Origin of the sequence: Paracoccus sediminicola (genome assembly GCF_027912835.1) — a bacterium.
In the GTDB taxonomy this organism is placed as follows: Bacteria; Pseudomonadota; Alphaproteobacteria; order Rhodobacterales; family Rhodobacteraceae; genus Paracoccus; species Paracoccus sediminicola.
In genome coordinates this window covers 2868282-2891715 of the sequence record NZ_CP115768.1, presented here as the reverse complement: position 1 = coordinate 2891715, position 23434 = coordinate 2868282, and the positions used below count along the sequence as shown (strand labels likewise).

Sequence of the window (23434 nt, the reverse complement as noted above, 5' to 3'; positions counted from 1 at the left end):
ATCACGACACCGTCGCCAAAGGAAAACAACTTATAGTTGTAACAGGGCTGTCTCTGGCTGTGATATGGCGCGGCCTGCTCGTCCGGTGGACGCTCTGGCTCCGCGCGGTGTATGGCCTGTGCGCGCGCTTTGCAGGCTGGTTTCAGCGGGGCGAGCGGATCGTATCGCCAGGCATGAAATACGGGTTCAGAGACAGCTTCCCACCATCGGGCCGCGACTCTTTCCCCGAAACGATCCGCGCCGCGCGCCGCCCGATATCGACCCGCCGCGCATCCGTCGTCGCCAGGCGAATCGGCAATCCGTCCAGAAGATCGACCCCGTTGAACCCGGCAAGCCCCAGCTTGCCGGGAATATCATAGCACTGTTCGCGACACCAAAGCAGCCCGCCCGCACCGATCATATCATTGGAATAATAGAGAAAATCCAGATCCGGCTCGCGCGCGAGGATGCGCTCGGTCAGTTCGCGGCCCTTCGCGAGCGAGGAGTTCCCCTGATAGTATTCCCGCGCCGCCAGCGTCATGCCGACCTCGGACAGCGCTGCCTCCAGCCCCTCCAGCCGTTTCTTCGCGCGATGATCCTCTGGCATATGCGTGCCGATGAACCCGATCCGCCGATAGCCTGCGCCAAGGATTTCCGCGGCCATCTGCCGCCCGGCCTCGCGATGGCTGATCCCGACCACGGTATCGATGATCTCATCGCCATCCGTATCCATGATCTCAACCACCGGCACCGAGACCGCATCGAGCATCGCCCGCGCCGTGCGGCTATGCTCCAACCCGGCGAGGATCACGCCCGATGGTCGCCAAGACAGCATATCGTAAAGCACGGATTCTTCTCGAGAGAGCGAATAGTTCGTTACACCGATCACAGGTTGTAATGCAGTATCGTCAAGCTCGGCAGAGATGCCTGTCAGCACATCTGGAAACACCAGATTCGACAGTGACGGGATGACCACAGCGACCAGATTGACCCGCTGGCTGGCCAGCCCGCCGGCAATCTTGTTGGGCACATATCCGAGCGTCTTCGCCGCCGTCAGCACCTTCTCTCGCGTGGACGCCGACACATCGCCCCGATTGCGCAGGACGCGGCTGACCGTCATCTCGGACACGCCGGACGCCTCCGAAACATCGCGAAGCGTCAGAGGGCGGCGGGTCTTGCGGTTCGACATGCGGATTTTCCAGATCGTTTTCTTGAGTTAGCGCATGACAACCCCGCAGGGCAAGCATCTTGCCAAACCTCGCCCACCCCGGCACAAGAAGAGCCGTGGCCCCGTGGCTCAACTGGATAGAGCAGCCCCCTCCTAAGGGGCAGGTTGCAGGTTCGAATCCTGCCGGGGTCGCCAATTGGTCATTTTATGCCTTTCTTATCAGTATCTTGAAGGGTGGTTTTGCCCAACCCCCCGTCGAGGTTGGGCAAATTTGTAAGCAAATCGAGCGCTGAAGAGGCGAGTGTCATGCGACTCGCAGCAGCGATGTAGCGTCTTGCTTCGTGGTGAGAGTGGTGTCCCAAGAAGGCCGCGATTTGCGCTTCTGTGGCGCCAGCCTCAGCCAAACGCATTGCGCCGTGCTTGCGAAGCCCATGTATGCGGCACTCGGTTGGGAGGCCTGCGGCCTGCGCCATCGTGGCAAACCAATTGCCAAAACCTTCAGTGGTGTAGGGCCGCCCATCTTTGCGGGCGACGAATACGTCCCTGTTTTCTTGGTGAACGCCAAGCTCTCGCGCGAGATCCGGTAGCTTCGCAAGTGGCAACTCGACTTTGCCTCCAGTTTTGCCGCGCGAATACCGGATAACACCTCCCCGGATGTTGAGCGGCCCCATCCGTGCAGCGTCTTGCCTTGCAGCCCCGGTCCCCAGAACCAACTCAAAGGCGAGGCGCTCCTTAGTTCCAGATGGGTAGAAAGCTCGAAACTGTGCGATCTGTTCACGCGTCCACGTGTGATATCCGTCAGTTTCGATCTTCTGGCGGTCGACTTCGACCGTGGGATTTCGGCCTGTGTACCCATGTTGCCGGCTAGCCCACTTATAGAGTTGCGCCAAATCTTTGTGTAAGCGGTTTGCAGCTTCAGGGCCGCCTTTGCGATCCATGAGAGCCGTAACATGGCGCGGCAGGAGGTCCTGATAATGCGCTTCACCAATGGTCGAACGTATCCAGTCAAGCCTTAGCCGTTTCGCATAGCGTGTGGCCTGCGCCAGCTCCTTGAAGGCGCGAGAACCGAGGTAGTCTTCGATTAGGAAAGAAATGGTGCGCTCAGCCACACCAGAGGTTTTCTTCTTTTGAGGTTCTGCAAGCGCCGCTTCATACTGAGTCCGAAAATCCTCAGAGCCAAAAACAGCATCGATGTAGCAATCGATTCGTCGGCCCTTTATCGTCCTGCGCAACCGCCACCGGGTTTTTCCATGACGATCGGTTGCTTTGGTGACGCCAGGAAATCTCTTACGACGCTTCACCATCGTTCTTCCTCAATAAAAGGTCGATATCCGGACCGCTGGACTTAATCGGGGTGTAACCCTCGCGATAGACAGTCACTTCGCCGGTCTCGTGGTTCACGGTATACGCTCCAACGATAAAATCAGCCTCAGCAGCGCCACGCAGGGCACGGCTGATCTCTGTGCGCGTAACTTTTGCGGGACGATTAGGCATTTGAGACAGCCCCGGCGCTGAGTAGGCGACAAGAAAACTGCTTTTGAAGAGCAAGGTTCTTCATCGATTTATCCTCTTTTTTGACCTGCTCCTTGCGCGATATCCTTCGCGACCCGAAGCGCCCGAATGACCTCTGAGTTTTGCGAGCTGCAGTTGCGCGCAGCCTCCTGTGCGATCCAGTCTTTGAGCTCTTTGGGCAGCCGCAGCTGCAACTGTTCACGATGCCCCACAGGTCTTCTCCCGATTTGGTTTGACTTAAACATGGCGACACGCCAGCATTGCGTCAACGGCTAAATTATGGCGGGTGGCCATCATGACGAATTATCCTTCAGTAACCCAAGACAAATATATCATCCGCATGCCCGACGGCCTGCGGGATCGCATCCGCGAAAAGGCCGAGGCGAACCGGCGCAGCATGAACGCTGAGATTGTTGCCCTTCTGGAAGAGCACTACCCGCCGAAAACACCTGAGACGGTTCAGGAGCCCGGAGCGCGTATTTTGCTTTGGCTTGCAAAACGGATCAGGCGCCAAGAGCCCAAGCCCGGATCGACGCGCGACCGGCGCGCGCAAATGTATGAGAGCATTGCCGCGGAGATCATCACGCGAGCCGATGCTATTGACCGGAGCGCGAAGGAACGCGGCCGAGATTGAGAGGTCGCTGTCCCTCTGCCCCCTCGGGGAAAGCGCGAACTGGGCCGGCATCAGTAACTCACCCACTCGAAGCCGTGATTGCCTTCGTGGTCTTCCCACTCCACACCGACGCCGCGTCGCGTGCTGCCCCATGAACAACTGCGCGACGGCAATACCCATGTTGGTGCGGCAGATGGGGTCGCCGGGTGCCACGCGAAGTCGCCCTGCGCGCCATAGGTGCCGAGCCGCATAGAGAATCGTTCTTCACAATCGCCATCTTCACCGCGCTCGCGATGGCTGTAGTGACGGACATCCCAGACGCGGATCGATCTGACAAAATCGAACTCGATCCCGCTGATATCAATATCGGCGCTGCCGCTCTCTGCGTTGACGCGAATAAGGTCGGATGGATCAAGACCTGGCAAACCGCTCGCCTGCAAAATGGTCGGCGGCACGCTTTGCAACGGCGCTCGATCAGCGACACCCATGGGGCACCGCCAGATTTGTAGCGGTGGCTCGATGGGCCATGGCGTGATCCTGCGAATGAAGACGGCACGGGCGTGCGCGCATTCTGCAGAGGCCGGCCAACCACCCGCAAGACAAAGCAAGATGGCGCAATCCACCGGGTAAGCTTTGACCACTTGAGGCGCGATGCTCGAGAAGACTGCCAGCGCGGCGCCGCTGACCCAGTTGCGTAGTCGATGTGATCTCATATCGGCGCCCTCAACATTGCTATAGTAATGAATCATATTGACAGCAATGTGGATGAATGAGCGGCAGGTCAAGCCTTTCTCGCAGCGCGCTGTACGAAAGCGGATTATAATCCGTAGAGCGCACCCGTGACTTGGCCAATTACAGGCCATGGAATTGAGGAACCTCATCGGGCTAAATATTCAGAATTACAGGCGGTTGCTACGGATCAGCCAGGAAGAGCTTGCGTTGCGCGCTGGAATTGACCGCAGCTACATGGGGCGGATCGAGTTGGCCAAGACGTCGGTGTCTTCGGACAAGCTGGCTCCGATCGCTCGTATTCTGGGTGTGGAACCACCGGATTTGCTGAGAAGGATGCCAGGCAAAATGTTAGACAGTGAAGAACGTCGCATGAAGGCCGAGCCGCTCGGCCGGATCAACGCCATGAACAGCGATGAAGAGATCGGCTTGGTCTATCTGTGGAACAATGGGGCCACCCAGATCGTCCTGCACAATACCCAGCCGGAGCTCGAAGAAGACGACGTGCCCGCGGAAATGCCCTCGAAGAGCTAGCGCCCGACCGCTCGCGGTCTCTTGCTGTGCGTGCCCGTCCATCGGCTTGGCTGCGGATTGCAGCAGTCGATCGATGGCGTTGCTGCTTCAAAACCCGCGGTTCCCGTGCCATCTTCGCGCTTGGCGAGGGAGGCACGGATGGCGCGGGCGTCAAAACACAAATGGGGATTCAAGGCGGGTATGCGCGCCGGCGCTTTCGGGTGGCGCGGGTCTGCTAAGGCTGTCGCGCGCCTAAAAGCCGCTGTGAGCGAAATCAAAGCGGTGCGCCGCAAGGATCCTGTCGCTGCGGCGGAAGGCTGCGTTGCACTGGCCGAGCGTATTTGGCCGGCATTTGAACATATCGATACCTCGTCGGGGTCGTTGGGAAATGCCGTCTATCGCACGCTCGAACAACTCCTTCCGATCCTGATCGAGGCACCAGCTGATGAGCCAACACGGGCGGCCTGGCTCGAACGCCTGCGGGACGCCATCGCAGAAGATGGGGTCGATTATCTCTCGCCCCTCGCCGACCGCTTCGGCGAAATCGCGGTGTTTCCCGCTTTGCAACAAGACCATGCCGACCGCGATCTCGATCTTATTCGTATAGCATGGGCAGATCATTCGGTCTTTTCCCATGTGCCAACCGCGACCCTGACACTGTCGTGCCTGCTGGAAGCCGGACGATACGACGAAGTGTTCGCGCTGCTGAACTTGGCCAAGACACGGATGTGGCACTATGAGAAATACGGGGCCGAAGCGTTGGTGCGTCAAGGACTGAATGACGAGGCGCTCGCCGTGGCGAGCAGTCTGCTTGAGAGTGACCGGGCTGTTTGGCGGGCCCGTGACATCCAATGTTTTTGCGAAGACATCCTGAAGGACCAAGGCAAACACGACGAGGCCTACCACCGCTTTGGCCTACCCAGTGCCACCGGCACCACCTGGCTCGCCATATGGCGCGACCTGATCAAACGCTATCCGGATCGCGATCCGCGGGCTGTGCTCGAAGACCTGATTGCGCTTTACGGCAACAAGGGCAAATGGTTCGCCACGGCCAAGACGGCGGGGTTTCTGGATATCGCGCTCGACTGTGCGGCCGATATGGACGCCGCTCCGGCAACCCTTACCCGGGCCGCGCGGGATTTTGCGGAGACCGAGCCCAGATTTGCAGCGCAGGTTGCGCTGCACGCCCTCAACCAGCTTTTGGCGGGTCGTGGGTACGAAGCGAGCCCGTTCGATATCGATGAGGCCTTCGGATACTTGATCGCCGCCAGCGACAGGATCGACGCCAAAGAATGGGCTCTCACCCAGTTGAACAAATTGGTCAACGGAGCGCGAAACGGAGCGCGAAGCGAAGACCTCATGGCGCACCGGCTGGCCACCAAGCTGGCGGAGTTTGAAGCGACCAGAAACGCCACCCGCCATTGAAGGGTAGTGTTTCGGCCTGCTCTTTGGCATTGAGGAGGAAAATCCTCAATGAACGGAGTACGATATGCGACTGACAGCCCCTTCTTTCATCATCTTCCTGATGTCAGTGATTTGCGCGGTTCTGGCGCTCCTCCCGGTCTTTGGCATCGCGGTAGTGGCATTGCCGACATCAGGTTTCTGGATGATGACGATTGCCTGGGGACTGATGACGGCCGGCGTCCTGTTTCGCGGAGTGTGATCAGGCCGCGTGCCGGCTGTCCTCTAGCGATTTGTCACGCACGGTGCGGAACACCACTTGCGGCGCCTGCGAAGCGCAGTGTTTCGGCGACGGCACTGCGACGGCCTCGCCGCAATTGTCACCAACCTGTGCCTCGCGCGCGGAGCCACCACACCAAGGGCAGCACGTTTTGGAAATGGAATCGCTCATAATGCCCCCCGTTCTTGGCAGCTTCACCATCAGCGTGGTCAACGATGGGACATCACGCAAGCTCTAAATTGAGTATGGACGCACTCCAGCCACAACATGTAGTATCAAATCATGCAGTTCGAAGTATTCCCAGACCAGATTCGACTACGGCGCGAAGAGCCTGCGCAAAACCTGCGCCGCTTTTACATGATGGTCGTGCAGCGCGACCTGTTCGGGGGTGCATCCTTGATCCGGGAGTGGGGCAGACTTGGAAGTTCTGGGCAAGTCCGGATTGATCATCATCCGGATGAAGGCCGCGCGATCAACGCCCTGGCGGACCTGATGGCGGCCAAACGGAAACGAGGCTATCGCATTGAAGATGCGCCCAAATGAGGTTTCAGCGGACAATCGGTATCAATTATTCCGGCGCTGAGACACCAGATTCGGGCCTCAAAGGGTTGCGCGTGTACATGAGCACGGCAGGTGGGCCCGCAGAAGAGGTGTCACCGCCGCCTGGAGGCAGCAAGTATTGGTCACGACGCGAGCTGTCTCATTGGCTCAGAGAATGCCTTTCCGAGCCAACTGCGACAGTCGTGGCCATTGATCACGCGTTTTCGTTTCCAGAGGCCTATTTCAAACGGCATGGCGTCAGTCGGGATTGGGACATTTTTCTCGATGACTTCTATCAGTATTGGCCCGCAGACATGGAGCATTACTACGTGGATTTCTTGCGGCAGGGCCGCAGGTCCACCGGGGCGGGCCGCAGCGGGCTGAAGACCTGGTTCAGGGTGACGGATAAAGCCTGCAAGGCAAAGTCGCCTTTCGACTTTGATGTTCCGCGGCAAGTCGCAACAGCCACGCACGCGGGATTGCCGTTTCTGCGAAGTCTACGCGAGGACTGCCCCGATCTTCACGTTTGGCCTTTTGACGGCTGGACGGTGCCCGATGGTGGCTCTTGCCTGGTTGAGGCACGCGCCCACGTCTTCAAGAATCTATATGACAGGGGGGAACGGTCCGTCCCGCAACACAATGCATTTTCCATTGCTTCGTGGCTCAGGGATGCGGATCAAAACGATGGCCTGGCGGCAGCGTTTCAGCCGGATTTGTCTGACAAGCAGCGTCTGGCCGCGACGTATGAGGGCTGGATACTGGGTGTCGACGCGGGGCCGCCTGCCCGTAAGACCCAAAAGAGCGCCAAAGCGCTGGCACCCCAAAGCCGGCAAACATCCGGCCTTACGGAACCTGGATATTGCAATCTCAATGGGCAGATTGTCATCCGTGTCATGCATGACGCTGGATCCGAAAAGGCTCGGCGTGTTTTTCAGATGGCTTGCAGCACCTGCGGGCTGAACTACGGAGCGCCGGAGCTCGAGATCGCCGAGCGGAAATGCCCGTCTTGCGGCGGCGGCAAACCTGGATTGGTGCTCTGAGCGGGGCTCACTCCCCCACCACCTCGATCATCCACCCATAGGCCTCGGTCACGTCCTGCGCCTCGCGGAAGACTCGCTGGCGCTCCTGCTCCATGCACCGGAAGTAGGCTTGCGCGTCGGCGAAGTAGGCCTCGAAGTCTTGCCGCAAAAGATCGGCATAGGCCCGGATGTCTGCGGGATCCGTCGGGATAAACGGCGCCTCGGGCGCAAGGCAGGCCCCCGCATGCACTGCCGTCGCGGCGCCCAGAACCACACAAGCGGCAATCCCGACCCTCCAGGCGCCCATAGAACCTTGGCATGCCGCCCCTGTCGCGGTACTTCTGCGATGTCGCATAAGGGCCGATTCAATCGAATATATACGGCTTGAATGCATTGCTATAATCTTGTAGGGCTTGCCTGTCCATGGGGGACAGCCGGGCTCTCCGATCTGTTGGAAGGCCCGGATCACATGAACTGGATGCAAGACGCCCCGAATGTCGTTAGCGAAGACGGATTGCGCAAACTCCTCGGTGAGGACCATAGCTGCGATGTGCTGTGCCGGGTCACGCCGGAACGGACGGGGGCCCAATGGTCGGGCGTCTGGACGGTGCATTGCGTGGCCCCGGATGGCGAGCGACGGCTTCTGGTTACCGCGCGCAACAACATGGCTGCGCGGGAGTTCAGAACGATCAACGGGCTTACCAGCTTCCTTACCGGGCTTGGATTGGATCTGGTCTCGATCCCGATGGTTGAAGGCAAGATCGGCACGCACCAGTTGCCGGGCTGATCGCCCCGCGTTTGCGCTCCTCACCTGCGTTGCCCTGACCCTCTCCTCCCCGGTCCTGGCGGAGGGTTTTGTGCTCGCCATGGCCGCCGATGGCCAGCTGGCAGCGCAGGCCCCGCAGACGGGATTTGCGCAGAGCTATGTGGCGGGGCGGCCGGTTGGCCCCACGGGTCTTGTTGTCTTCGGCGAAGATGCGGGCGCGCGTCAGGCACCTGCTGCACCTTCTACGCCCGCGCCTGCGCCTACGACCCCACACCCCGAGATCCTCGCCGCGCTCCAGGACACGGCCTTGCGCTACGCCGGCCACCCCGCTTTGCGTGCCGCGGGCCTCACCGCCTCCGACTGGCTGACGCTGTTTCAGGCCAATATCGAAGTGGAAAGCGCCTATCGGCGTTCTGCCGTGAGTTCCGCCGGCGCGATCGGCCTCGGCCAGCTCATGCCCGAGACGGCCCGTGAGCTCGGCGTCGATCCGCGCGACCCCGCTCAGAACCTCGACGGCTCCGCCCGCTATCTCCTCGCCATGCTGACCCGCTTCGGCACGGCCGAGCTCGCACTTGCCGCCTACAACGCGGGGCCAGACGCGGTCGCGCGCCACGGCGGCATCCCACCCTATTCCGAGACCCAAAATCACGTCCGCCGCGTCTTCGCTGTGCGTGATCGCCTGACAGGAGCCTCCTGATGTCCTCCCAATTCCGCCTGTTCCTCGGGCTGGCTCTGGCCGGTCTCATCCTCGCCGACCCTGCGCTGGCGCAAAGCATCGATCTCTCACCTGTGCAGAACCTGTTGCAGGGCATTGTCGATACGATCACTGGCCCCTTGGGCATCGTGATCGGCACGCTGGCGCTCATTGGCGTCTTTCTGTCCTGGCTTTTCGGCATCCTCGATTTCCGTCAAGCGCTCTGGGTGCTGGTGGCGATCGCGGGCATTGCGGCGGCACCGACCATCGTGACGGCCATCTGGGGCGCGTGAGCTATGGCGGCTGAGACCCGGCTGTTTTTGGGCCTCATCCGCCCGCCCAAGCTCATCGGCCTGCCGATCATGTATGCGATGGTCTGGCTCTTCGGCTTCGTGCTGGTGTTTCTCTGGGTGCAAAGCTGGCCTGTGATCATCCTCGCGGGCCTCGCCTATCCGGCGCTGTGGAAGGCGGCCGATTGGGACCCGGCCTTCCTCGAAGTGGTGGTCACTGCGTTGCAGGAGACGCCGCCGACAGGCAATCGGCAGATCCACGGGGGCGACAGCTATGCGCCCTGAGCGGTTTGAGCCCGATGCCGATGATCTGACCGGCCTGCCGGCCTGGGCGGCGCGCGAGCGGCCCATGGCTTTGATGCTGCCCTATGTGAGCCTCGTCGATGACGTGACCATCCGCACGCGTGGCAATGCGCTTTTCGAATGCATCCGCCTCGAAGGCGTCAACAGCATGACCAGCGAGGACGCCCATCTTGAGAAGACCCGCGCCCGGCTTGCGGCCATCATCGCCCAGATCGGGTCCGAGTATGGGTTCTACGTCCACAAGGTCTCGAAGGCGATCGATGTGGATCTGCCCGCGGTTGAGGGTGACGGCTTTGCCCGCGCCGTCGACGAGCGCTGGCGCGCAGGGCTTGCCGCCGCGGGGCTCCGGGACAAGACCCTGACGCTGACCGTGCTCAAACGCCCGTCCTCAAGCACACGCCTGCCGTTGCGCGCTGCGGCCTCGCTGAAGCAGATGCGCGCGCAGACCGCCAAAGAGCTGCGCAAGCTCGAGGAAGTGGTCGGGTTTCTGCTGTCGTCCTTTGCCGAGATGCGCCCCCGCCTGCTTGGGGCCGCAAGCGGTGAGCTTCTGGGCTTTCTCGGCGGGCTCAACATTGGCGCGGAACGCCCGCTGTTCCCCAAATCCCGCTTTGGCATCATTGCGGAAGATGTCGCCAACACGCGCGTGACCTTCCACGGCCGAACCTTTGTGCTCGAGGATGGCACCGCCGGCCGCCGGGTCGGCACCAGTTTTGCCATCAAGACCTATCCGGCCAAAACCCGGCCCACCATGTTCGACGAGCTAAGCCTGCCCATCGACATGGTGGTCACCCATTCCTTCACGCCCATCAACAGCAACATCATGGCAAGCCGCATCAAGCGGCAACAACGGCTGATGAAGGCCAGTGATGACGGGGCGATTTCGCTGACAGAAGAGCTGGTCGATGCGCTCGATGATCTGGAAGCCAAGCGCCTGAGCTTCGGGGACCACCATATGACCGTGACGGTCTTTGCCGAGACGGAAGACAAGCTCGACACCATCGCCGCCGAGATCCGCAATATCGCGGCCAGCGAAGGCGTGACGCTGGTCAGCGAGGCCTTTGCCGCGCGCACGCATTATTTCGGGCAGCATCCGGGCAATGGGCAGATGCGCAGCCGCAAGGCCGCCATCACCAATCTCAACTTCGCGGACCTGGCCGCCCTCCATCGCAGCCCCTTGGGCAAAGCGGGCGATCAGCTACCCTGGGGCAAGCCGATCGCGCTTTTCCCGACACCGGAACGCTCTGGCTTTCTCTTCAACTACCATGAGGCGGGCAGCCCCGACAAAGAGCCGACCGGCGGCCATACCCTGATCCTCGGTCGGCCCGGCTCGGGGAAATCCGTGCTTTCGGCCTTCCTGATGACCCAAGCCCGCCGCTGCGGCGCGCGGGTCTTCGTCTTTGACTACCGTGCCGGCATGGAGATGGCGGTGCGCGCAAATGGTGGGCGCTATGCGGCCATCAAGGCGGGCGAGACCACCGGGCTCAACCCGCTGCGCACCGAGATCGACCGGCGGGGCCAGGCCTGGCTCGCCGATTGGCTGGCCACGCTGCTGCACCGCACCGACAAACCCCTGAGCCCGGTCCAGATCAACCGCATCCAGGACGTGGTCCGCCAGAACGCCACGGCCTCCGATCCGGCCCTGCGCAACTGGCAGGACCTGGCCTCGCTCTTCGTAGCCGGGGCCGATGAGGGCGATCTCTTCGAGCGGATCCAGGAATGGACCGCCGAGGGCCGCTATGGCTGGATTTTTGGCCAGAGCGGGGAGGATACGTTTTCTCTGGCGGGCGATGTGGTGGGGTTTGACCTCACGGGCATTCTCGACAGCGAGAGCGAGAAGGAACGCATGGCGGTGCTTTCCTATCTTTTTCGCCGGATCGAGCGGGTGATCGAGGACCGCCGGCCCACGCTGATCATCATCGATGAGGCCTGGAAGGCGCTCGACAATGCGTATTTCGCGGACCGGCTGTCGAACTGGCTGGTCACCGCGCGCAAGCAAAACGCCGTCGTCGTGATGATGACGCAATATGCAAGCCAGCTCGAGAAGACGCGCACCGGCAAGACCATCGTGGAAGCCGTACCCACGCAGCTCCTCCTGCCCAATATCCGCGCCGCGGCGTCTGACTACGCCGTGCTTGGCCTGACCGACAAAGAGCTCGAGGTGCTTCTGGGCACCGGCAGCAGCTCGCGGCTGGCGCTTGTGCGCGACGATCAAGGCTCGGTCGTGATCGACGCCGATCTCAGCGCCCTGGGCCCGTATCTGACCATCTTGGGCGGCATGGAGAAGGGTGAGGCGCTGGTCGGCGCGGATTATCGTAATCAGCCGGACTTCTGGAGAGTGACATGACGCATACACGGATCAATCCATGGGCCAATCGTTGGGCTCGACACTTCCTGCTGATTGGTCTGGCCCTGAGCGTCTCGGCCTGCGCCACCTACCGACCGTCCGAGGCGGAGTGTTTCAACAGTTTCGCAGAAGTGACCCGCAGCAACTGCAGCTTCGAGATGCTGAACGGCATTGGCCCGACGGGCTCCACGGCGTCCATCGATGGCTAAGCGGCGCGCGCCCATCGTAGGGCTCCTCCTTGCCCTCGGCCCGGCCAGTCTGGCCGGAGCCCAAGGCGTGCCGACCTTCGATCTCGGCGCGTTTCTGCAGCGCGAGCAGATCCTGGGCCAAGGCGACCGGGACCTCGCTCTGCAACGCGACCGCCTCAGCCGCGAAGAAGAGCTGTCCGCCCTTGAAGAAGACCAACTGGCCGCGCTCGAGGATCTGCTCGAGGCCACGGCCCTTGGCTCGGGCGACACTGGCGCGAGCATCGCAAGTCTCGAGGCCGGGCGCTCCGACGAGACCGCCGCGGGCACGCTCTTCGGCCCCATGGATCCCAACCCCGCCGCACCGCAGATGTTTGGCGATGCGGCCGGCTCCATCGAGACGCTCATCATCCGCGCGGCCCGCGAGACCCATGGCCTGCCCGGCGTGGGCCGCGCCGGCCTCTCGCTGGTGCAATGGCGCTGTCTCATTCAGGCGATGATCTGGCAGGAAAGCCGGTTTTCGATCGGGGCGCGCTCGCCCGTCGGCGCCTTTGGTCTGACCCAGATCATGCCCGGCACCGCGCAAGACCTTGGTATCTACCCTGCATATTACGAGGACCCGTATATCCAAGTCACCGGCGGCGCGCGCTATCTCGCGCAGATGCTGAACATGTTCGGCGGCAATATCATCCTCGGGCTTGCGGCCTATAATGCCGGGCCCGGCAATGTGCAGCGCTATGATGGCGTGCCGCCGTTTGCCGAGACGCAGCACTACGTCCAGGTCATCCCAGAGCGCTACAATCTCTACCTCACCCGCGTGGGCGGGATCGACGCGCTCGGCACCATCGATCCGGTGCTGCTCGCCAATGCCTCCATGAGCCTCAGCGCCCATGGCGCCGGGATCTATGGCGATTATTCCCTGGTCTCGGTCCAGGCCGCCGCCCTGCGCCTGCAGGACATCATCACCCGCATCGGAGAGACGGAGGATATCCATGCCGCCATGTCCCTCAACACTTATGCCCGCGCGGAGCTCGCCCGACTCATGGCCATCCGAACTCGCCTCAAGGCGGCGCATACCCAGCCTCTCAGCGCCGCCGCTCTGGCCATGGCTGCCGCGCAAGCGCGCGAGCAAGCGTTTCTCAATTTCGACCTGGAGGTTTTGCCATGAGACAGACGGCAATTCGGTTCTTGTCCACGATATCCACCTGCGCCCTGTTTGCGGCGTCGCCCATCCTTGCCCAGGGTGTGCCCACGGTGGACACCCGCAACATCGCCCAGCAGATCCGGCAGCTGCAGCAAATGCTGGAGGATTTCGGGATCCAATCCGATCAGCTCGACGCCGCGCTCGAACAAATCAATCTCATCCAGGATCAGCTCGATACGCTGAACGAGACCTATGCCGCGCTGACCGGCGCGTCCGATATCCTCGAGATGGCCATGGGCGGCGACCTCGACGGGCTGCTCGATCAGGAATTCGGCGATCTTCTCGATGTGATTGCCCAGATCCAGACCGGCGATTTCTCCGGGCTCATCGGCAATGCCGGGCCGGAGATGGAAGGCCGCATGACGCAAGCCCTCGAAGACGCGGGCTTTGACCAGGACACGCTGTCCACAATGGCGACCAGCGGCAACCCGGGCGCAGAACGCACCGCGTCAACCGCCAGCACCGGCGCGGTCATGTCAGCGGCTGCGCAAAACAGCTATGCTGAGGCTGCCCAATCGCTCGAACGGGTCGCGCAGCTGGTCGATCTCATCCCCGATATGGAAACGCTCAAGGAAGCCGTTGATCACAACACCCGCGTCACGGCTGAGCTCGCCATCGCCATGACCCGCATGTGGGAGCTCGAAGCGATCCAGACCGTGGGCGCGGGCCAAGCCGGGGTCGCCGATGCGGCCACCCTCGCCGAGGAACGCCGGTATATGGATTTCACCTTGCCGGAGCTGCGGTGACGGATGGCCCATGGTTTGGAGATCATTGAAGAAGAACTGGTCTATGGCGCCCGCCGACGCGAGCTCTTCTGGCAAAAGCTCGGGCTTGCAGGCCTGGGCTTTGGCGGGCTTGGCTGCCTCGCGGCCGCTCTCGTGGCCATCCTCGATGTCGATCCCGCGCCTATGATCGTGCCCTTCGACAGCGAGACCGGCATGGCGCTGCCCAATGCCGCTGTCGAGGCCGTGTCGCTCGCCGAGCGCCCTGCCATCATCGAGGCGCAGGTGTTTCGCTATGTCACCGACCGCGAGACCTATAACCAGCTCGACAATGATCTGCGCGTGCAAAATGTGCTGTCACAATCGGATGGCGCCGCGGCTGCCAGCCTGCGCGCGCTCTGGACCAGTGGCAGCGAGGCCTATCCGCCACACACCTATGGCGAGGACGCACGGCTCGAGGTCGAGATCCTCTCGATCACGCTTATCAGCGCCAACCGTGCCCAGGTCCGGCTGCGCAAGCGCCTTAGCTCGCCGCGCGGCAGCCAGACCGGGCTCTTCACCGCCACGCTGATGTTTGCCTTCCGCCCCGAAGAGCGCCGCTCGATCGATGAGGTCTGGCAAAACCCCTTCGGCTTTACCGTCACGGAATATGCGATCCGCTCGGATCGGCTTGAGGAGTAGAGGCGCATGGTATTCCGGCTCAGCGTGACCCTTGCCGCGGTCAGCGTGGTCTTTGCCAGCACGGCGCTCGCCGAGGTCCAGCCCCGCCGTGGGCCCCATGATGCCCGGGTGCGACTCGCCACCTTTGTCGATGGCGAGGTCTACCAGATCCGCACCAGCCTGACCCATGTCACCAGCATCGAGTTCGGCCCCGGTGAGACCATCCGCTCGATCATCGCAGGCGACACCGAAGGCTTCCTGCTCGACGGCGTGCCCGGCGGCCAAGCTTTCGCCATCAAGCCTGTGGTGCGCGGCGCCCATACCAATATCACCGTCTATACCAACCGCCGGAGCTATTACTTCAACGTCACCGAAGCCCCGGATCCGACCTTCTATGTGATCAGGTTTCGCTATCCGGAGGCTGAGCGAGGTGAGACACGCGCCGTTGCCCGGGGCCCCTTGAACCATGCTTATGGCGTCAGCGTTCGCTCCGAGATTACCCCGCTGGAGATTTGGGATGATGGGACCTTCACGTATTTCCGGTTTGGCGCCAACGCGCCCGTACCCGCGATCTTCCGTTGGTCCTCAGGCCGCGAGCGCAGCGTCAACGCGCAAGCCACCGAAGAGGGCGTGATCCGCGTCTCCGGTGTCAGCCCCCGATGGGTCCTGCGTCTCGGCGATCTTGAGGTCTGCGTCCAGGATATGCGCGAGGGCGCCGCCGATGACTGAGACCGCCGAGCTGCGCAAACGCCTCGAGGCGCTCGAGGGTGGCGGAGCGGAGAGCGGTTCCGGCAGCCGCAAGCGTCCGGTCTTGTTGCTGGTAGCTTCGGGGATCGCGGGGGCGACTGTGTTGCTGGTGGCCGTTTCACTGTTTTCCACCGGCTCAGAACCTGAGCCCATGGAAACAGCCGCGCCGGCGGAGTTCCAAGATACGGGCCCGGGGTTTGGCGCACTCGATCCTGTGGCGCCGCCAGACCCCGCGCCGCCCGTCGCCGCGACAACCGACGAGAGCGCCGAGACCGAGGCCCTGCGCGCCGAGCTTGCCGCGATGCGCGCCGAACTGACCGCGCTGCGCGATGCGCCGCCGCCGGACCCGCCGGCAATGGATACCGCCGCGCTCGAGGCGCTGAATGTCGAGATCGCCGCTCTGCGCTCCGAGGCGGCGGAGTCCGAAGCCGCCCTCCGCGCTGAACTCGAGGACCGCGCGCGGCAAATCCAACGCCTGCAGACCGATCTGGAGCTTGCCCGCCTTGAGGCACCCACCGTCACGCCAGGGCCGACCGGCCCCACCGAGGAAGAGCAGCGCCTGCAAGAGCTCGAACGCCGCCGTCAGGAAGAGCGCGCCATCCTCGAGGCGCGGATCGCGAGCCCCATCATCGCCTTTGGCTCCGCAGGCAGTGTGGGCGACGAAAGCCCCTCGGATCAGCGCCGTTTGGATGGCGAGACGGAGTTCGTGCGCAACGGCGCGCAGCCGGCCACAGTGACCCAGGCACAGACCATCGTGAACCCCGCCAACACCGTGGTTCAAGGCACCTTGATCCAGGCCGTGCTGGAAACCGCCATCGACAGCCAGCTCGCCGGGCCGGTGCGAGCCCTTGTTTCCGAAGATGTCCATGCTTTCGATGGCAGCCGCGTGCTGATCCCGCGCGGCGCGCGCCTCATCGGGCGCTACCAATCCGGCGTGGATATTGCGCAACAGCGCATCACCATCGCCTGGGACCGGATCATTCTGCCCGACAACCAAAGCGTCGAGATCAGCGCCTTCGGGGGCGATGAGCTTGGCCGCTCCGGCACAACCGGCTTTGTCGACAGCCGCTTCGCCACGCGCTTTGGCTCCGCCGCTCTCATCTCGCTCATCGGCGGGCTGCCGACGGCCGCAGCCGGATCGACCGAGGATGAGACCACGGCAGACGCGCTCGAAGGCACGGCCGAGAGCCTGCAAGACACCACTCAAGGCGTGATCGGCGAGTATCTCGCGCTTGGCCCGGTCATCCATGTCGACCAGGGCGCGCGCGTCACCGTGATGGTCGACCGCGATCTGGAGATCTTTTGACCCATGGCCGCCAGCTATCTCCAATCCTCGCTCGACAAGCTGCCCGATGCGCGCGACCCCACCCTCATCGAGCTCTGCATCAACCCCGACGGTACGGTCTGGGGCGAGTTCCAGGGCGATCATTTTATGCGCGCGCTTGGCGCGCCGCTGACCCCTGATGCGGCCCGGGATCTAGGCACGCAGATTGCTTCCGCCGCCAACACCACCCTCAGCCGCGCCAAACCCATCGTCTCGGTCAGCATCCTCTATCGCGACCGGCCGATCCGCGCGCAGGTGATCCAACCGCCCGCCGTGGAGGGCGGCTTTGCGATTTCCCTGCGCTTCTTTGCAGACCTGCCGCTGGACCAGATCCAGCTTGCCTATCTCTTTGGCACCGAGCGCAGCGCCGAGGCCACGCGGCGCGCGCGCAATGCCGAGCTGCGCGCCGTGGTGGCCACCGGCGATATCGAGGCCGCCATTGGCTTTTGCGTCCATCACAAGCTCAACATGATCGTCTCCGGCGGCACCTCCACCGGCAAGACCGTCACCGCCCGCAAGATCCTCTCCTTCGTGCCCAAAGCCGAGCGGCTCATCACCATTGAAGACGCCGCCGAGCTGCGTCCCACGCAGCCCAACACCGTGACGCTGATGGCCGATCGCGACGCGCCCGAGCGCAGCGCCGATCAGCTCCTGACCGCCACCCTGCGCATGCGGCCCGACCGCATCGTTCTGGGCGAGGTGCGCGGCAAGGAAGCCATGACTTTCCTTGAGGCCATCAATACCGGCCATGGCGGCTCGCTCACCACGCTCCATGCCGAGACGCCGCAACTGGCCATCCAGCGCCTCGCCATCGCCGCCCTCAAGACCGACGTGCCCATGACCTACCAGGACATGATCCATTACATCACCCGCTCGATCGACGTGATTATCCAGGCCGGCCGCCATGACGGCGCGCGGGGGATCACCGAGTTTTACCTGCCGGGCGCTGAGGCCCATCAAGAGCCGCGCGCCGACACCAAGGAGACCGCCGATGTTTGAATACCGCACTGTGGAGCTGAACACCGCCCGCGCCAAACGGGCCCATGCCGATGTGCTGAACGCGCTTGCCCGCGATGGATGGGAGCTGGTTGCCGTCACGCCCGATTTTGACGGCGAGCATATCTTGACTGCGTTTCTGAAGCGCCGCATCGCCTGAGGCGCGGGATGGGCGTTGTCACCTGGATGGTCGAGACCACCGACGGCTATCTCGACGGGGCCGCCGAGACCACTTTCGGCAATGTGGCCAGCCAGCTTGGCGGGATCATCGCCGTGGGCTCCACCCTCGCCGTCATTGGCCTTTTTGTGAACATGGCCTTGCAGGTGCGCTCCGTCGACGGGCGCACCGCCTTCTGGTTCGCGGTCAAGCTCCTGCTGATCACGCTCTTTGCGCTCAACTGGGTGCAGTTCAATGCGATCGCCAGCGCCATCACGAACGGGCTCGACCAGCTTGCCGGAGGCATGGTGGCAGGCTTGGGCGGCGGTGGCGCGGGGTCGGCCTATTTTGCCGCCGCCTTCGATGATCTGATCGAAGAGTTCGGCAATTACCTCAATGCCGCCGGTGACAATATGCATTGGATGGCTGGCGCCATCATCGGTGCGATCGGGGCGTTTCTTTTGGGCGTCATCGGCGCGCTTTGCGGCCTCGTGCTGATCTTTGCCAAGATCATGCTCGCCGTCATGATCGGCATAGCCCCCATCATGATTGCCCTCTCGCTCTTTGACGTAACCAAGGATTATTTCCTGCGCTGGCTGTCTTCGACCGTCTCCTACGCGCTTTATCCGCTGGTGATCGCAGGCGTCTTCTCCACAGTCGTCGGCATGTCGCAATCGCTGCTCGCCGAGCTCGGCGATCCCGATGGCGCCAGCAATATCGGCGCGCTCGTGCCCTTCTTCATGATGATGTTCCTCGCCGGCGGCATGATCCTCGCCACGCCCCTCATCGTGCGCGGTATCTCCGGGAACTTCATGATGGCCGCCCCGCCAAGCATGCCGGGGGTCGGCGGGTTTACCAAAGGGCTGGTTGGAACCAAAGGGTCTCGCGCCCGGGCAAGGTTCGGGACGCAGAGCACAGGCGAGATCGCCGGAGCGGGCATTCGACAGGCCGGTGGGGCGGCTGTGGGCGCCGCGCAGAGGATTGCAGAGCGGGCGAAGAGGTTGGGGTGAGAGAGTCGGTGATCGATGTGGCCGCTGAGCTTTGAAATACACCGCGGCTGTTGCTCGGGCGCTGAAGGCCACTACGCTTCAGTTGAAAATTCCGCGGGCACTTTGCACGCGCAGCATTTGACGTGATGGGCGGAGAGCCGACTTGCGGCAGTGCGGCGCAGCATTGGCAACAATCTGTAATAAGCCGACATTCAGGGGCAAGATCACGAGAGACCGGCACGAGCTACTGGTCGGGCGGGATTTGCACCTACGACCTTCAGGTTATGAGCAGATCAGAGGCGAAATTCGGGCACCCCGTAATTTCAGTATGTTACGGGACAATCGATTGATTTATTGCGATTTCCATGCCGACGCTCAACTGCATTGAGCGACATCTGACGGAACAACCTGCACGAGAACTGCAGCCAAGGGTTGAGGTGGCGTTGAGGTAGATGATTTTTCCAGCATCGTAAGTCTGACAACAAAAGTGCGGCCCATGCGTTGCCAGCAAGAGAGGGCCCGCTGAGAAGAAAACTCACATCTCCAACGGTTGTCGTTTATGTAGTCGCCCTGATGGAAAGCCGCGTCATCTGTTTTGGACTACCCTGATCGGGCTGAAACCGAAATTTCAAACCCACACGCCACCTCCTCAACCTTATAGCTTCACCCGTTTCAGCCTCAGCGCATTGGCGATGACCGAGACCGAGGACAGCGACATGGCGGCGGCGGCAATCATCGGTGACAGCAATATTCCGAAGAACGGATACAGCAGACCGGCGGCAACCGGGATGCCAGCCGTGTTATAGGCGAAGGCGAAGAACAGGTTCTGGCGGATATTGCGCATGGTGGCCACGGCCAGCTTGCGGGCGCGGACGATGCCGGTCAGGTCGCCGCCCAGCAGGGTCAGCCCGGCGCTTTCGACCGCCACATCGGCGCCAGTGCCCATGGCGATGCCCACATCCGCCGCAGCCAGCGCGGGCGCGTCGTTTACCCCGTCGCCCGCCATGGCGACCTTGTTCCCCTTGCCGCGCAGCCCGTCGATCAGATCCTTCTTGCCCTCAGGCAGCATCCCGGCGCGGACCTCGTCGATGCCCAGCTTGCTCGCCACCGCCTGCGCCGTGCGTTCGTTGTCGCCGGTTGCCATGATCACCTTGATGCCCAGATCGTGCAACTCGCGGATCGCCGCCTCGGCAGTTGGCTTGATCGGGTCGGCCACGGCGACCAGACCGGCCAGCCTGCCATCCAGCGACACGAACATGGCGGTCTTGCCCTCGCCGCGCAGGCGGTCGGCAGTGTCCTCGCCGGTGTCGCAGTCGATCCCAAGCGAGGTCATCAGCGCGTTATTGCCAAGCGCCACGTCGCGGCCATCGACCTTGCCGATCACCCCCTTGCCGGTGATAGCTTCGAACTCCTCGCCATTACCAAGGCTCAACCCGCGCGTTTTTGCGCCTTCGACAATGGCTTCGGCCAGCGGGTGTTCCGAGGCCCGTTCCAGCGCCGCCGCAGCACCGAGCAACTCGCCCTCGGGCACGTCACCGAAGCTGGTCACATCGGTCAGTGCAGGCTTGCCTTCGGTCAGCGTGCCGGTCTTGTCAACGATCAGCGTATCGACCTCGGCCATCAGCTCCAGCGCCTCGGCATTCTTCACCAGCACGCCCGCCTGCGCGCCGCGCCCCGCCGCCGTGGTGATGGAAATCGGCGTCGCCAGCCCAAGCGCACAGGGACAGGCGATGATCAGCACCGAGACCGCCGAGGCGATGGCGAAGACATATGAGGGGCTGGGGCCGAAGATCAGCCAGACGATGAAGGCCAGCACCGCGATCACCACCACCGTCGGCACGAAGATCGCTGACACCCGGTCGGCCAGCCCTTGAATCGGCGCCTTGGACCGCCGCGCCCCGGCCACCATCTGCACGATCTGCGACAGCACCGTATCGGCGCCGACATCGGTGGCGCGGATCGCCAGCGTGCCGTTCTTGTTGATCGTGCCGCCGGTCACGCGGTCGCCCTGCACCTTCTCGACCGGCACCGGCTCGCCGGTGATCATGCTTTCGTCGACGGAGGACCGCCCCTCGACCACCTCGCCATCGACCGGCACGCTATCGCCGGGCCGCACGCGCAAGAGGTCCCCGGCCGCGATGTTTTCCAGCGGCGCGTCATATTCCGTGCCATCGGGCAGGATGCGCCGCGCCGTCTTGGGCGCCAGATCCATCAGTGCCCGGATCGCATCACCGGTGCGTTCCCGCGCCCTGAGTTCCAGTACCTGCCCGACAAAGACCAGGGCAACGATGACCACCGCAGCCTCGTAATAGGTGTCGACCATGCCGCCCATTCGGTATTCCTCGGGAAAGATGCCCGGCAGGAAGGTGGCGAAGAGCGAATAGAGATAGGCCGCGCCGACACCCAGCGAGATCAGCGTCCACATGTTCGGTGAGCGGTTTTTGAAGGAATCCAACCCGCGCTGAAAGAAGGGCCGCGCCGCCCAGAGCACGATGGGCGTGGCTAACAGGAATTCCAGCCAGACGGCGGTGCGGTGCCCGATCCAGTCACGGACCGGGATGCCCACCATCTCGCCCATGGTCAGGATCAACAACGGCACCGCAGCGGCCACGCTGACCCAGAGCCGCCGGGTGAAATCGGTCAGTTCATGGCTGGGTTCATCCGAGGGAATCATCTGCTCCAAGGCCATGCCGCAGATTGGGCAGGCGCCGGGTTCGTCGCGGACGATCTCGGGATGCATCGGGCAGGTCCATTGCGTGCCCGCCGGGGCGGATTTTTCGACCTTGGCCGCCGCGCCCGAGGCGTAGAACCACGGGTCGCCGTCGAACTTCGACTGGCAACCGTCCGAGCAGAAATAGAACGTCTGTCCCTCATAGTCGCGGTGCCGGGCCTCGGGCTTGATCGTCACCTGCATCCCGCAAACCGGGTCGATGGCCTTACCGGGATCAGCCTGTGCCGGTGCGCCACCGTGTGTCCCGTGATCGTGATGCCCATGCGAATGATCGTGCTTGTGGTCCATGACTCTCTCCCGGCAGATACCTATAGGGGGTATATCAGACTTGCTCTATACCCCTTGAGGGTATAGTACAAGCCTCAGATGTTGAAGTTCGGAGCCCTCCTTGGCGCATGACAAGCAGAACCGAGACGCGATCCTGAAGCGGCTTTCCCGCCTGAACGGTCAGGTGCAGGGCGTCTCGCGCATGGTCCAGGATGGGCGCTATTGCGTCGACATCCTGAACCAGACCGCCGCCATCCGGTCTGCCCTGCGCGGCGTCGAACGCTTGCTGATCGAGGATCACGCGCGAAGCTGCATGGAAGACGCGATCCAATCCGGCGATCAGGACCGTCAGCGGGTGATGTTCCGCGAGGTCGTCGAACTGATGGAAAAGGTACGCGACTGATGCGGTTCCTGCTATCGGCACTGCTTGCCGTCATGCTGGCGGTGACGATGCCACTGGCCCTGACCGGCGCCGCAACGGCGGAAGCGTCGCAGACGGCCTCGATAGCCGAAACATCCGTGCCGCCGGCCGCGCATGAATGCTGTACCCCACAGCCGGACTCTCAGCATGGCGACTGCACAGCCTGTGCCGCCATCGGCCATGCCGAAGTCACGCCGAACGCGGCCCGTTTGCCACGCCGCATCCGGCACATTCCCGCGTTGCAGGATATGAAATCCGCCAGGCCGCGTTTGCCGCTGCCCCCTCCGCGACCCGTTGCTCTCTGACGCCGCCTGGCCCGATGGGCCTGCAAGCTGATCAATTGCGCCACGAGAGGGGCGAATGCCCCTACGGCGCGTAATATCCTGAAGGACATCAGAAATGAGCAATCCCAATTTCTCGCGTCGCGGGGCGATCCTGGCGGTCGCGGCGATGCTGTCGACAACCTCTACCCTTGCCTTTGCCGCCACCGGCTCGGACGAAAAGCCGAACCTGCTGAGCATCACCAAGGACCCCGGCTGCGGCTGCTGCGGCGCCTGGGCCGATCTGGCCATCGAGGCGGGGTTCGAGGTCGAGATCACTGAGGCCAGCGACTATGTCGGTATGAAGCGCGACGCCGCTGTGCCCGAAAACCTGTGGTCCTGCCACACGACCCGGATTGGCGGCTATATCGTCGAGGGCCATGTGCCCTTCGCGGCCATCAGGCAGCTTCTGGAACAGCGCCCCGATATTACCGGAATCGCCGTGCCGGGGATGCCCGCCGGATCGCCGGGAATGGGCGGCGAGGTCGAGGCCACCGCCGAGGTCATCGCCTGGGGCGGCATTGCCGGTGACGGTCGCGCCTTTCCGCTGGACGGGTAGC

Annotated in this window: 30 protein-coding genes and 1 tRNA gene; 24 read left to right on the top strand and 7 right to left on the bottom strand. The window is 62.8% G+C overall.

What is annotated here, in order from left to right:
• Positions 1-142: 142 nt before the first annotated feature.
• On the bottom strand, positions 143-1168 hold the full coding sequence (locus PAF18_RS14200) for a LacI family DNA-binding transcriptional regulator (RefSeq protein ID WP_271116338.1): 1026 nt from the start codon (positions 1166-1168) through the stop codon (positions 143-145).
• A 97-nt stretch (positions 1169-1265) separates the two neighbouring features.
• Between PAF18_RS14200 and PAF18_RS14195 the strand changes: the two genes are divergently transcribed.
• Positions 1266-1342, top strand: a tRNA-Arg gene (locus PAF18_RS14195).
• Positions 1343-1347: 5 nt separating this feature from the next.
• Here the strand turns inward: PAF18_RS14195 and PAF18_RS14190 are convergent.
• From PAF18_RS14190 to PAF18_RS14180, 3 genes are read right to left on the bottom strand one after another with little or no spacing between them, the layout of a single operon-like run.
• On the bottom strand, positions 1348-2451 hold the full coding sequence (locus PAF18_RS14190) for a tyrosine-type recombinase/integrase (RefSeq protein WP_271116337.1): 1104 nt from the start codon (positions 2449-2451) through the stop codon (positions 1348-1350).
• A complete protein-coding gene (locus tag PAF18_RS14185; protein ID WP_271116336.1) occupies positions 2435-2695 on the bottom strand; it encodes a hypothetical protein in 261 nt (86 codons plus the stop codon). The genes PAF18_RS14190 and PAF18_RS14185 overlap by 17 nt, the downstream gene beginning before the upstream one ends.
• A 14-nt stretch (positions 2696-2709) precedes the next feature.
• Positions 2710-2904 carry an Arc family DNA-binding protein gene (locus tag PAF18_RS14180; protein WP_223191509.1) on the bottom strand — a complete coding sequence of 65 codons (195 nt, stop codon included), beginning with the start codon at positions 2902-2904 and terminating at the stop codon, positions 2710-2712.
• 50 nt (positions 2905-2954) lie between these two features.
• On the opposite strand from PAF18_RS14180, the gene PAF18_RS14175 reads away from it, so the two are divergent.
• Positions 2955-3293 (top strand): Arc family DNA-binding protein, encoded by a 339-nt coding sequence (locus PAF18_RS14175; protein WP_271118149.1) that lies wholly within the window; start codon positions 2955-2957, stop codon positions 3291-3293.
• A 50-nt stretch (positions 3294-3343) separates the two neighbouring features.
• Here PAF18_RS14175 and PAF18_RS14170 read toward each other — a convergent pair whose 3' ends face one another.
• On the bottom strand, positions 3344-4021 hold the full coding sequence (locus PAF18_RS14170; protein WP_271116335.1) for a hypothetical protein: 678 nt from the start codon (positions 4019-4021) through the stop codon (positions 3344-3346).
• 112 nt (positions 4022-4133) lie between these two features.
• Here PAF18_RS14170 and PAF18_RS14165 point away from each other — a divergent pair, with 112 nt between their 5' ends.
• From PAF18_RS14165 to PAF18_RS14145, 5 genes are all read left to right on the top strand, one after another.
• Positions 4134-4535 (top strand): helix-turn-helix domain-containing protein, encoded by a 402-nt coding sequence (locus tag PAF18_RS14165; protein ID WP_271116334.1) that lies wholly within the window; start codon positions 4134-4136, stop codon positions 4533-4535.
• A 243-nt stretch (positions 4536-4778) separates the two neighbouring features.
• Positions 4779-5939 carry a hypothetical protein gene (locus PAF18_RS14160; protein WP_271116333.1) on the top strand — a complete coding sequence of 387 codons (1161 nt, stop codon included), beginning with the start codon at positions 4779-4781 and terminating at the stop codon, positions 5937-5939.
• 64 nt (positions 5940-6003) lie between these two features.
• On the top strand, positions 6004-6177 hold the full coding sequence (locus PAF18_RS14155) for a hypothetical protein (protein ID WP_271116332.1): 174 nt from the start codon (positions 6004-6006) through the stop codon (positions 6175-6177).
• A 300-nt stretch (positions 6178-6477) separates the two neighbouring features.
• Positions 6478-6738, top strand: a complete 261-nt coding sequence (locus tag PAF18_RS14150; protein WP_271116331.1) for a WGR domain-containing protein — start codon at positions 6478-6480, stop codon at positions 6736-6738.
• A 200-nt stretch (positions 6739-6938) separates the two neighbouring features.
• Entirely contained in the window at positions 6939-7775 is an 837-nt protein-coding gene (locus tag PAF18_RS14145) for a hypothetical protein (RefSeq protein WP_271116330.1), read from the top strand.
• Between the two features lie 7 nt (positions 7776-7782).
• On the opposite strand, the gene PAF18_RS14140 is transcribed toward PAF18_RS14145, so the two are convergent.
• Positions 7783-8061 (bottom strand): hypothetical protein, encoded by a 279-nt coding sequence (locus PAF18_RS14140; RefSeq protein ID WP_271116329.1) that lies wholly within the window; start codon positions 8059-8061, stop codon positions 7783-7785.
• 162 nt (positions 8062-8223) lie between these two features.
• On the opposite strand from PAF18_RS14140, the gene PAF18_RS14135 reads away from it, so the two are divergent.
• The 14 genes from PAF18_RS14135 (at position 8224) to PAF18_RS14070 (ending at position 19156) form a co-directional block, all read left to right on the top strand.
• Positions 8224-8541: a hypothetical protein gene (locus tag PAF18_RS14135; RefSeq protein ID WP_271116328.1), complete on the top strand. Its 318-nt coding sequence runs from the start codon at positions 8224-8226 to the stop codon at positions 8539-8541.
• Positions 8542-8620: 79 nt separating this feature from the next.
• The gene (locus PAF18_RS14130; protein ID WP_271118148.1) at positions 8621-9217 is read left to right on the top strand and encodes a lytic transglycosylase domain-containing protein; all 597 of its coding nucleotides are present in this window, start codon (positions 8621-8623) and stop codon (positions 9215-9217) included.
• Positions 9217-9507, top strand: coding sequence for a TrbC/VirB2 family protein (locus PAF18_RS14125; protein ID WP_271116327.1), 291 nt, complete (start codon positions 9217-9219; stop codon positions 9505-9507). Before PAF18_RS14130 ends, PAF18_RS14125 begins: the two co-directional genes overlap by 1 nt.
• A gap of 3 nt (positions 9508-9510) precedes the next feature.
• Positions 9511-9789: a VirB3 family type IV secretion system protein gene (locus PAF18_RS14120; RefSeq protein ID WP_271116326.1), complete on the top strand. Its 279-nt coding sequence runs from the start codon at positions 9511-9513 to the stop codon at positions 9787-9789.
• Positions 9779-12151, top strand: coding sequence for a VirB4 family type IV secretion/conjugal transfer ATPase (locus PAF18_RS14115; protein ID WP_271116325.1), 2373 nt, complete (start codon positions 9779-9781; stop codon positions 12149-12151). Before PAF18_RS14120 ends, PAF18_RS14115 begins: the two co-directional genes overlap by 11 nt.
• Positions 12148-12360 (top strand): hypothetical protein, encoded by a 213-nt coding sequence (locus tag PAF18_RS14110; RefSeq protein ID WP_271116324.1) that lies wholly within the window; start codon positions 12148-12150, stop codon positions 12358-12360. The genes PAF18_RS14115 and PAF18_RS14110 overlap by 4 nt, the downstream gene beginning before the upstream one ends.
• Complete coding sequence (locus PAF18_RS14105; protein WP_271116323.1) at positions 12353-13504, top strand: lytic transglycosylase domain-containing protein; 1152 nt, start codon at positions 12353-12355, stop codon at positions 13502-13504. The genes PAF18_RS14110 and PAF18_RS14105 overlap by 8 nt, the downstream gene beginning before the upstream one ends.
• Complete coding sequence (locus PAF18_RS14100) at positions 13501-14286, top strand: type IV secretion system protein (protein WP_271116322.1); 786 nt, start codon at positions 13501-13503, stop codon at positions 14284-14286. Before PAF18_RS14105 ends, PAF18_RS14100 begins: the two co-directional genes overlap by 4 nt.
• Before the next feature lie 3 nt (positions 14287-14289).
• Complete coding sequence (locus PAF18_RS14095) at positions 14290-14943, top strand: VirB8 family type IV secretion system protein (RefSeq protein WP_271116321.1); 654 nt, start codon at positions 14290-14292, stop codon at positions 14941-14943.
• A gap of 6 nt (positions 14944-14949) precedes the next feature.
• Complete coding sequence (locus tag PAF18_RS14090) at positions 14950-15651, top strand: TrbG/VirB9 family P-type conjugative transfer protein (RefSeq protein WP_271116320.1); 702 nt, start codon at positions 14950-14952, stop codon at positions 15649-15651.
• On the top strand, positions 15644-16975 hold the full coding sequence (locus PAF18_RS14085) for a TrbI/VirB10 family protein (RefSeq protein WP_271116319.1): 1332 nt from the start codon (positions 15644-15646) through the stop codon (positions 16973-16975). Before PAF18_RS14090 ends, PAF18_RS14085 begins: the two co-directional genes overlap by 8 nt.
• A gap of 3 nt (positions 16976-16978) precedes the next feature.
• On the top strand, positions 16979-17992 hold the full coding sequence (locus PAF18_RS14080; RefSeq protein WP_271116318.1) for an ATPase, T2SS/T4P/T4SS family: 1014 nt from the start codon (positions 16979-16981) through the stop codon (positions 17990-17992).
• Positions 17985-18149 carry a DUF4177 domain-containing protein gene (locus tag PAF18_RS14075; RefSeq protein ID WP_223191507.1) on the top strand — a complete coding sequence of 55 codons (165 nt, stop codon included), beginning with the start codon at positions 17985-17987 and terminating at the stop codon, positions 18147-18149. Before PAF18_RS14080 ends, PAF18_RS14075 begins: the two co-directional genes overlap by 8 nt.
• 8 nt (positions 18150-18157) lie before the next feature.
• The gene (locus PAF18_RS14070) at positions 18158-19156 is read left to right on the top strand and encodes a TrbL/VirB6 family protein (protein ID WP_271116317.1); all 999 of its coding nucleotides are present in this window, start codon (positions 18158-18160) and stop codon (positions 19154-19156) included.
• Between the two features lie 634 nt (positions 19157-19790).
• Here PAF18_RS14070 and PAF18_RS14065 read toward each other — a convergent pair.
• Complete coding sequence (locus PAF18_RS14065) at positions 19791-22154, bottom strand: heavy metal translocating P-type ATPase (protein ID WP_271114198.1); 2364 nt, start codon at positions 22152-22154, stop codon at positions 19791-19793.
• A gap of 100 nt (positions 22155-22254) precedes the next feature.
• Here PAF18_RS14065 and PAF18_RS14060 point away from each other — a divergent pair, with 100 nt between their 5' ends.
• The 3 genes from PAF18_RS14060 to PAF18_RS14050 all read left to right on the top strand — a co-directional run bounded on the left by PAF18_RS14060 (position 22255) and on the right by PAF18_RS14050 (position 23433).
• Entirely contained in the window at positions 22255-22536 is a 282-nt protein-coding gene (locus PAF18_RS14060; protein ID WP_010400326.1) for a metal-sensitive transcriptional regulator, read from the top strand.
• Positions 22536-22859, top strand: a complete 324-nt coding sequence (locus PAF18_RS14055; protein WP_136650133.1) for a hypothetical protein — start codon at positions 22536-22538, stop codon at positions 22857-22859. The genes PAF18_RS14060 and PAF18_RS14055 overlap by 1 nt, the downstream gene beginning before the upstream one ends.
• Before the next feature lie 94 nt (positions 22860-22953).
• A complete protein-coding gene (locus PAF18_RS14050) occupies positions 22954-23433 on the top strand; it encodes a DUF411 domain-containing protein (RefSeq protein ID WP_271116316.1) in 480 nt (159 codons plus the stop codon).
• Position 23434: the final 1 nt, after the last annotated feature.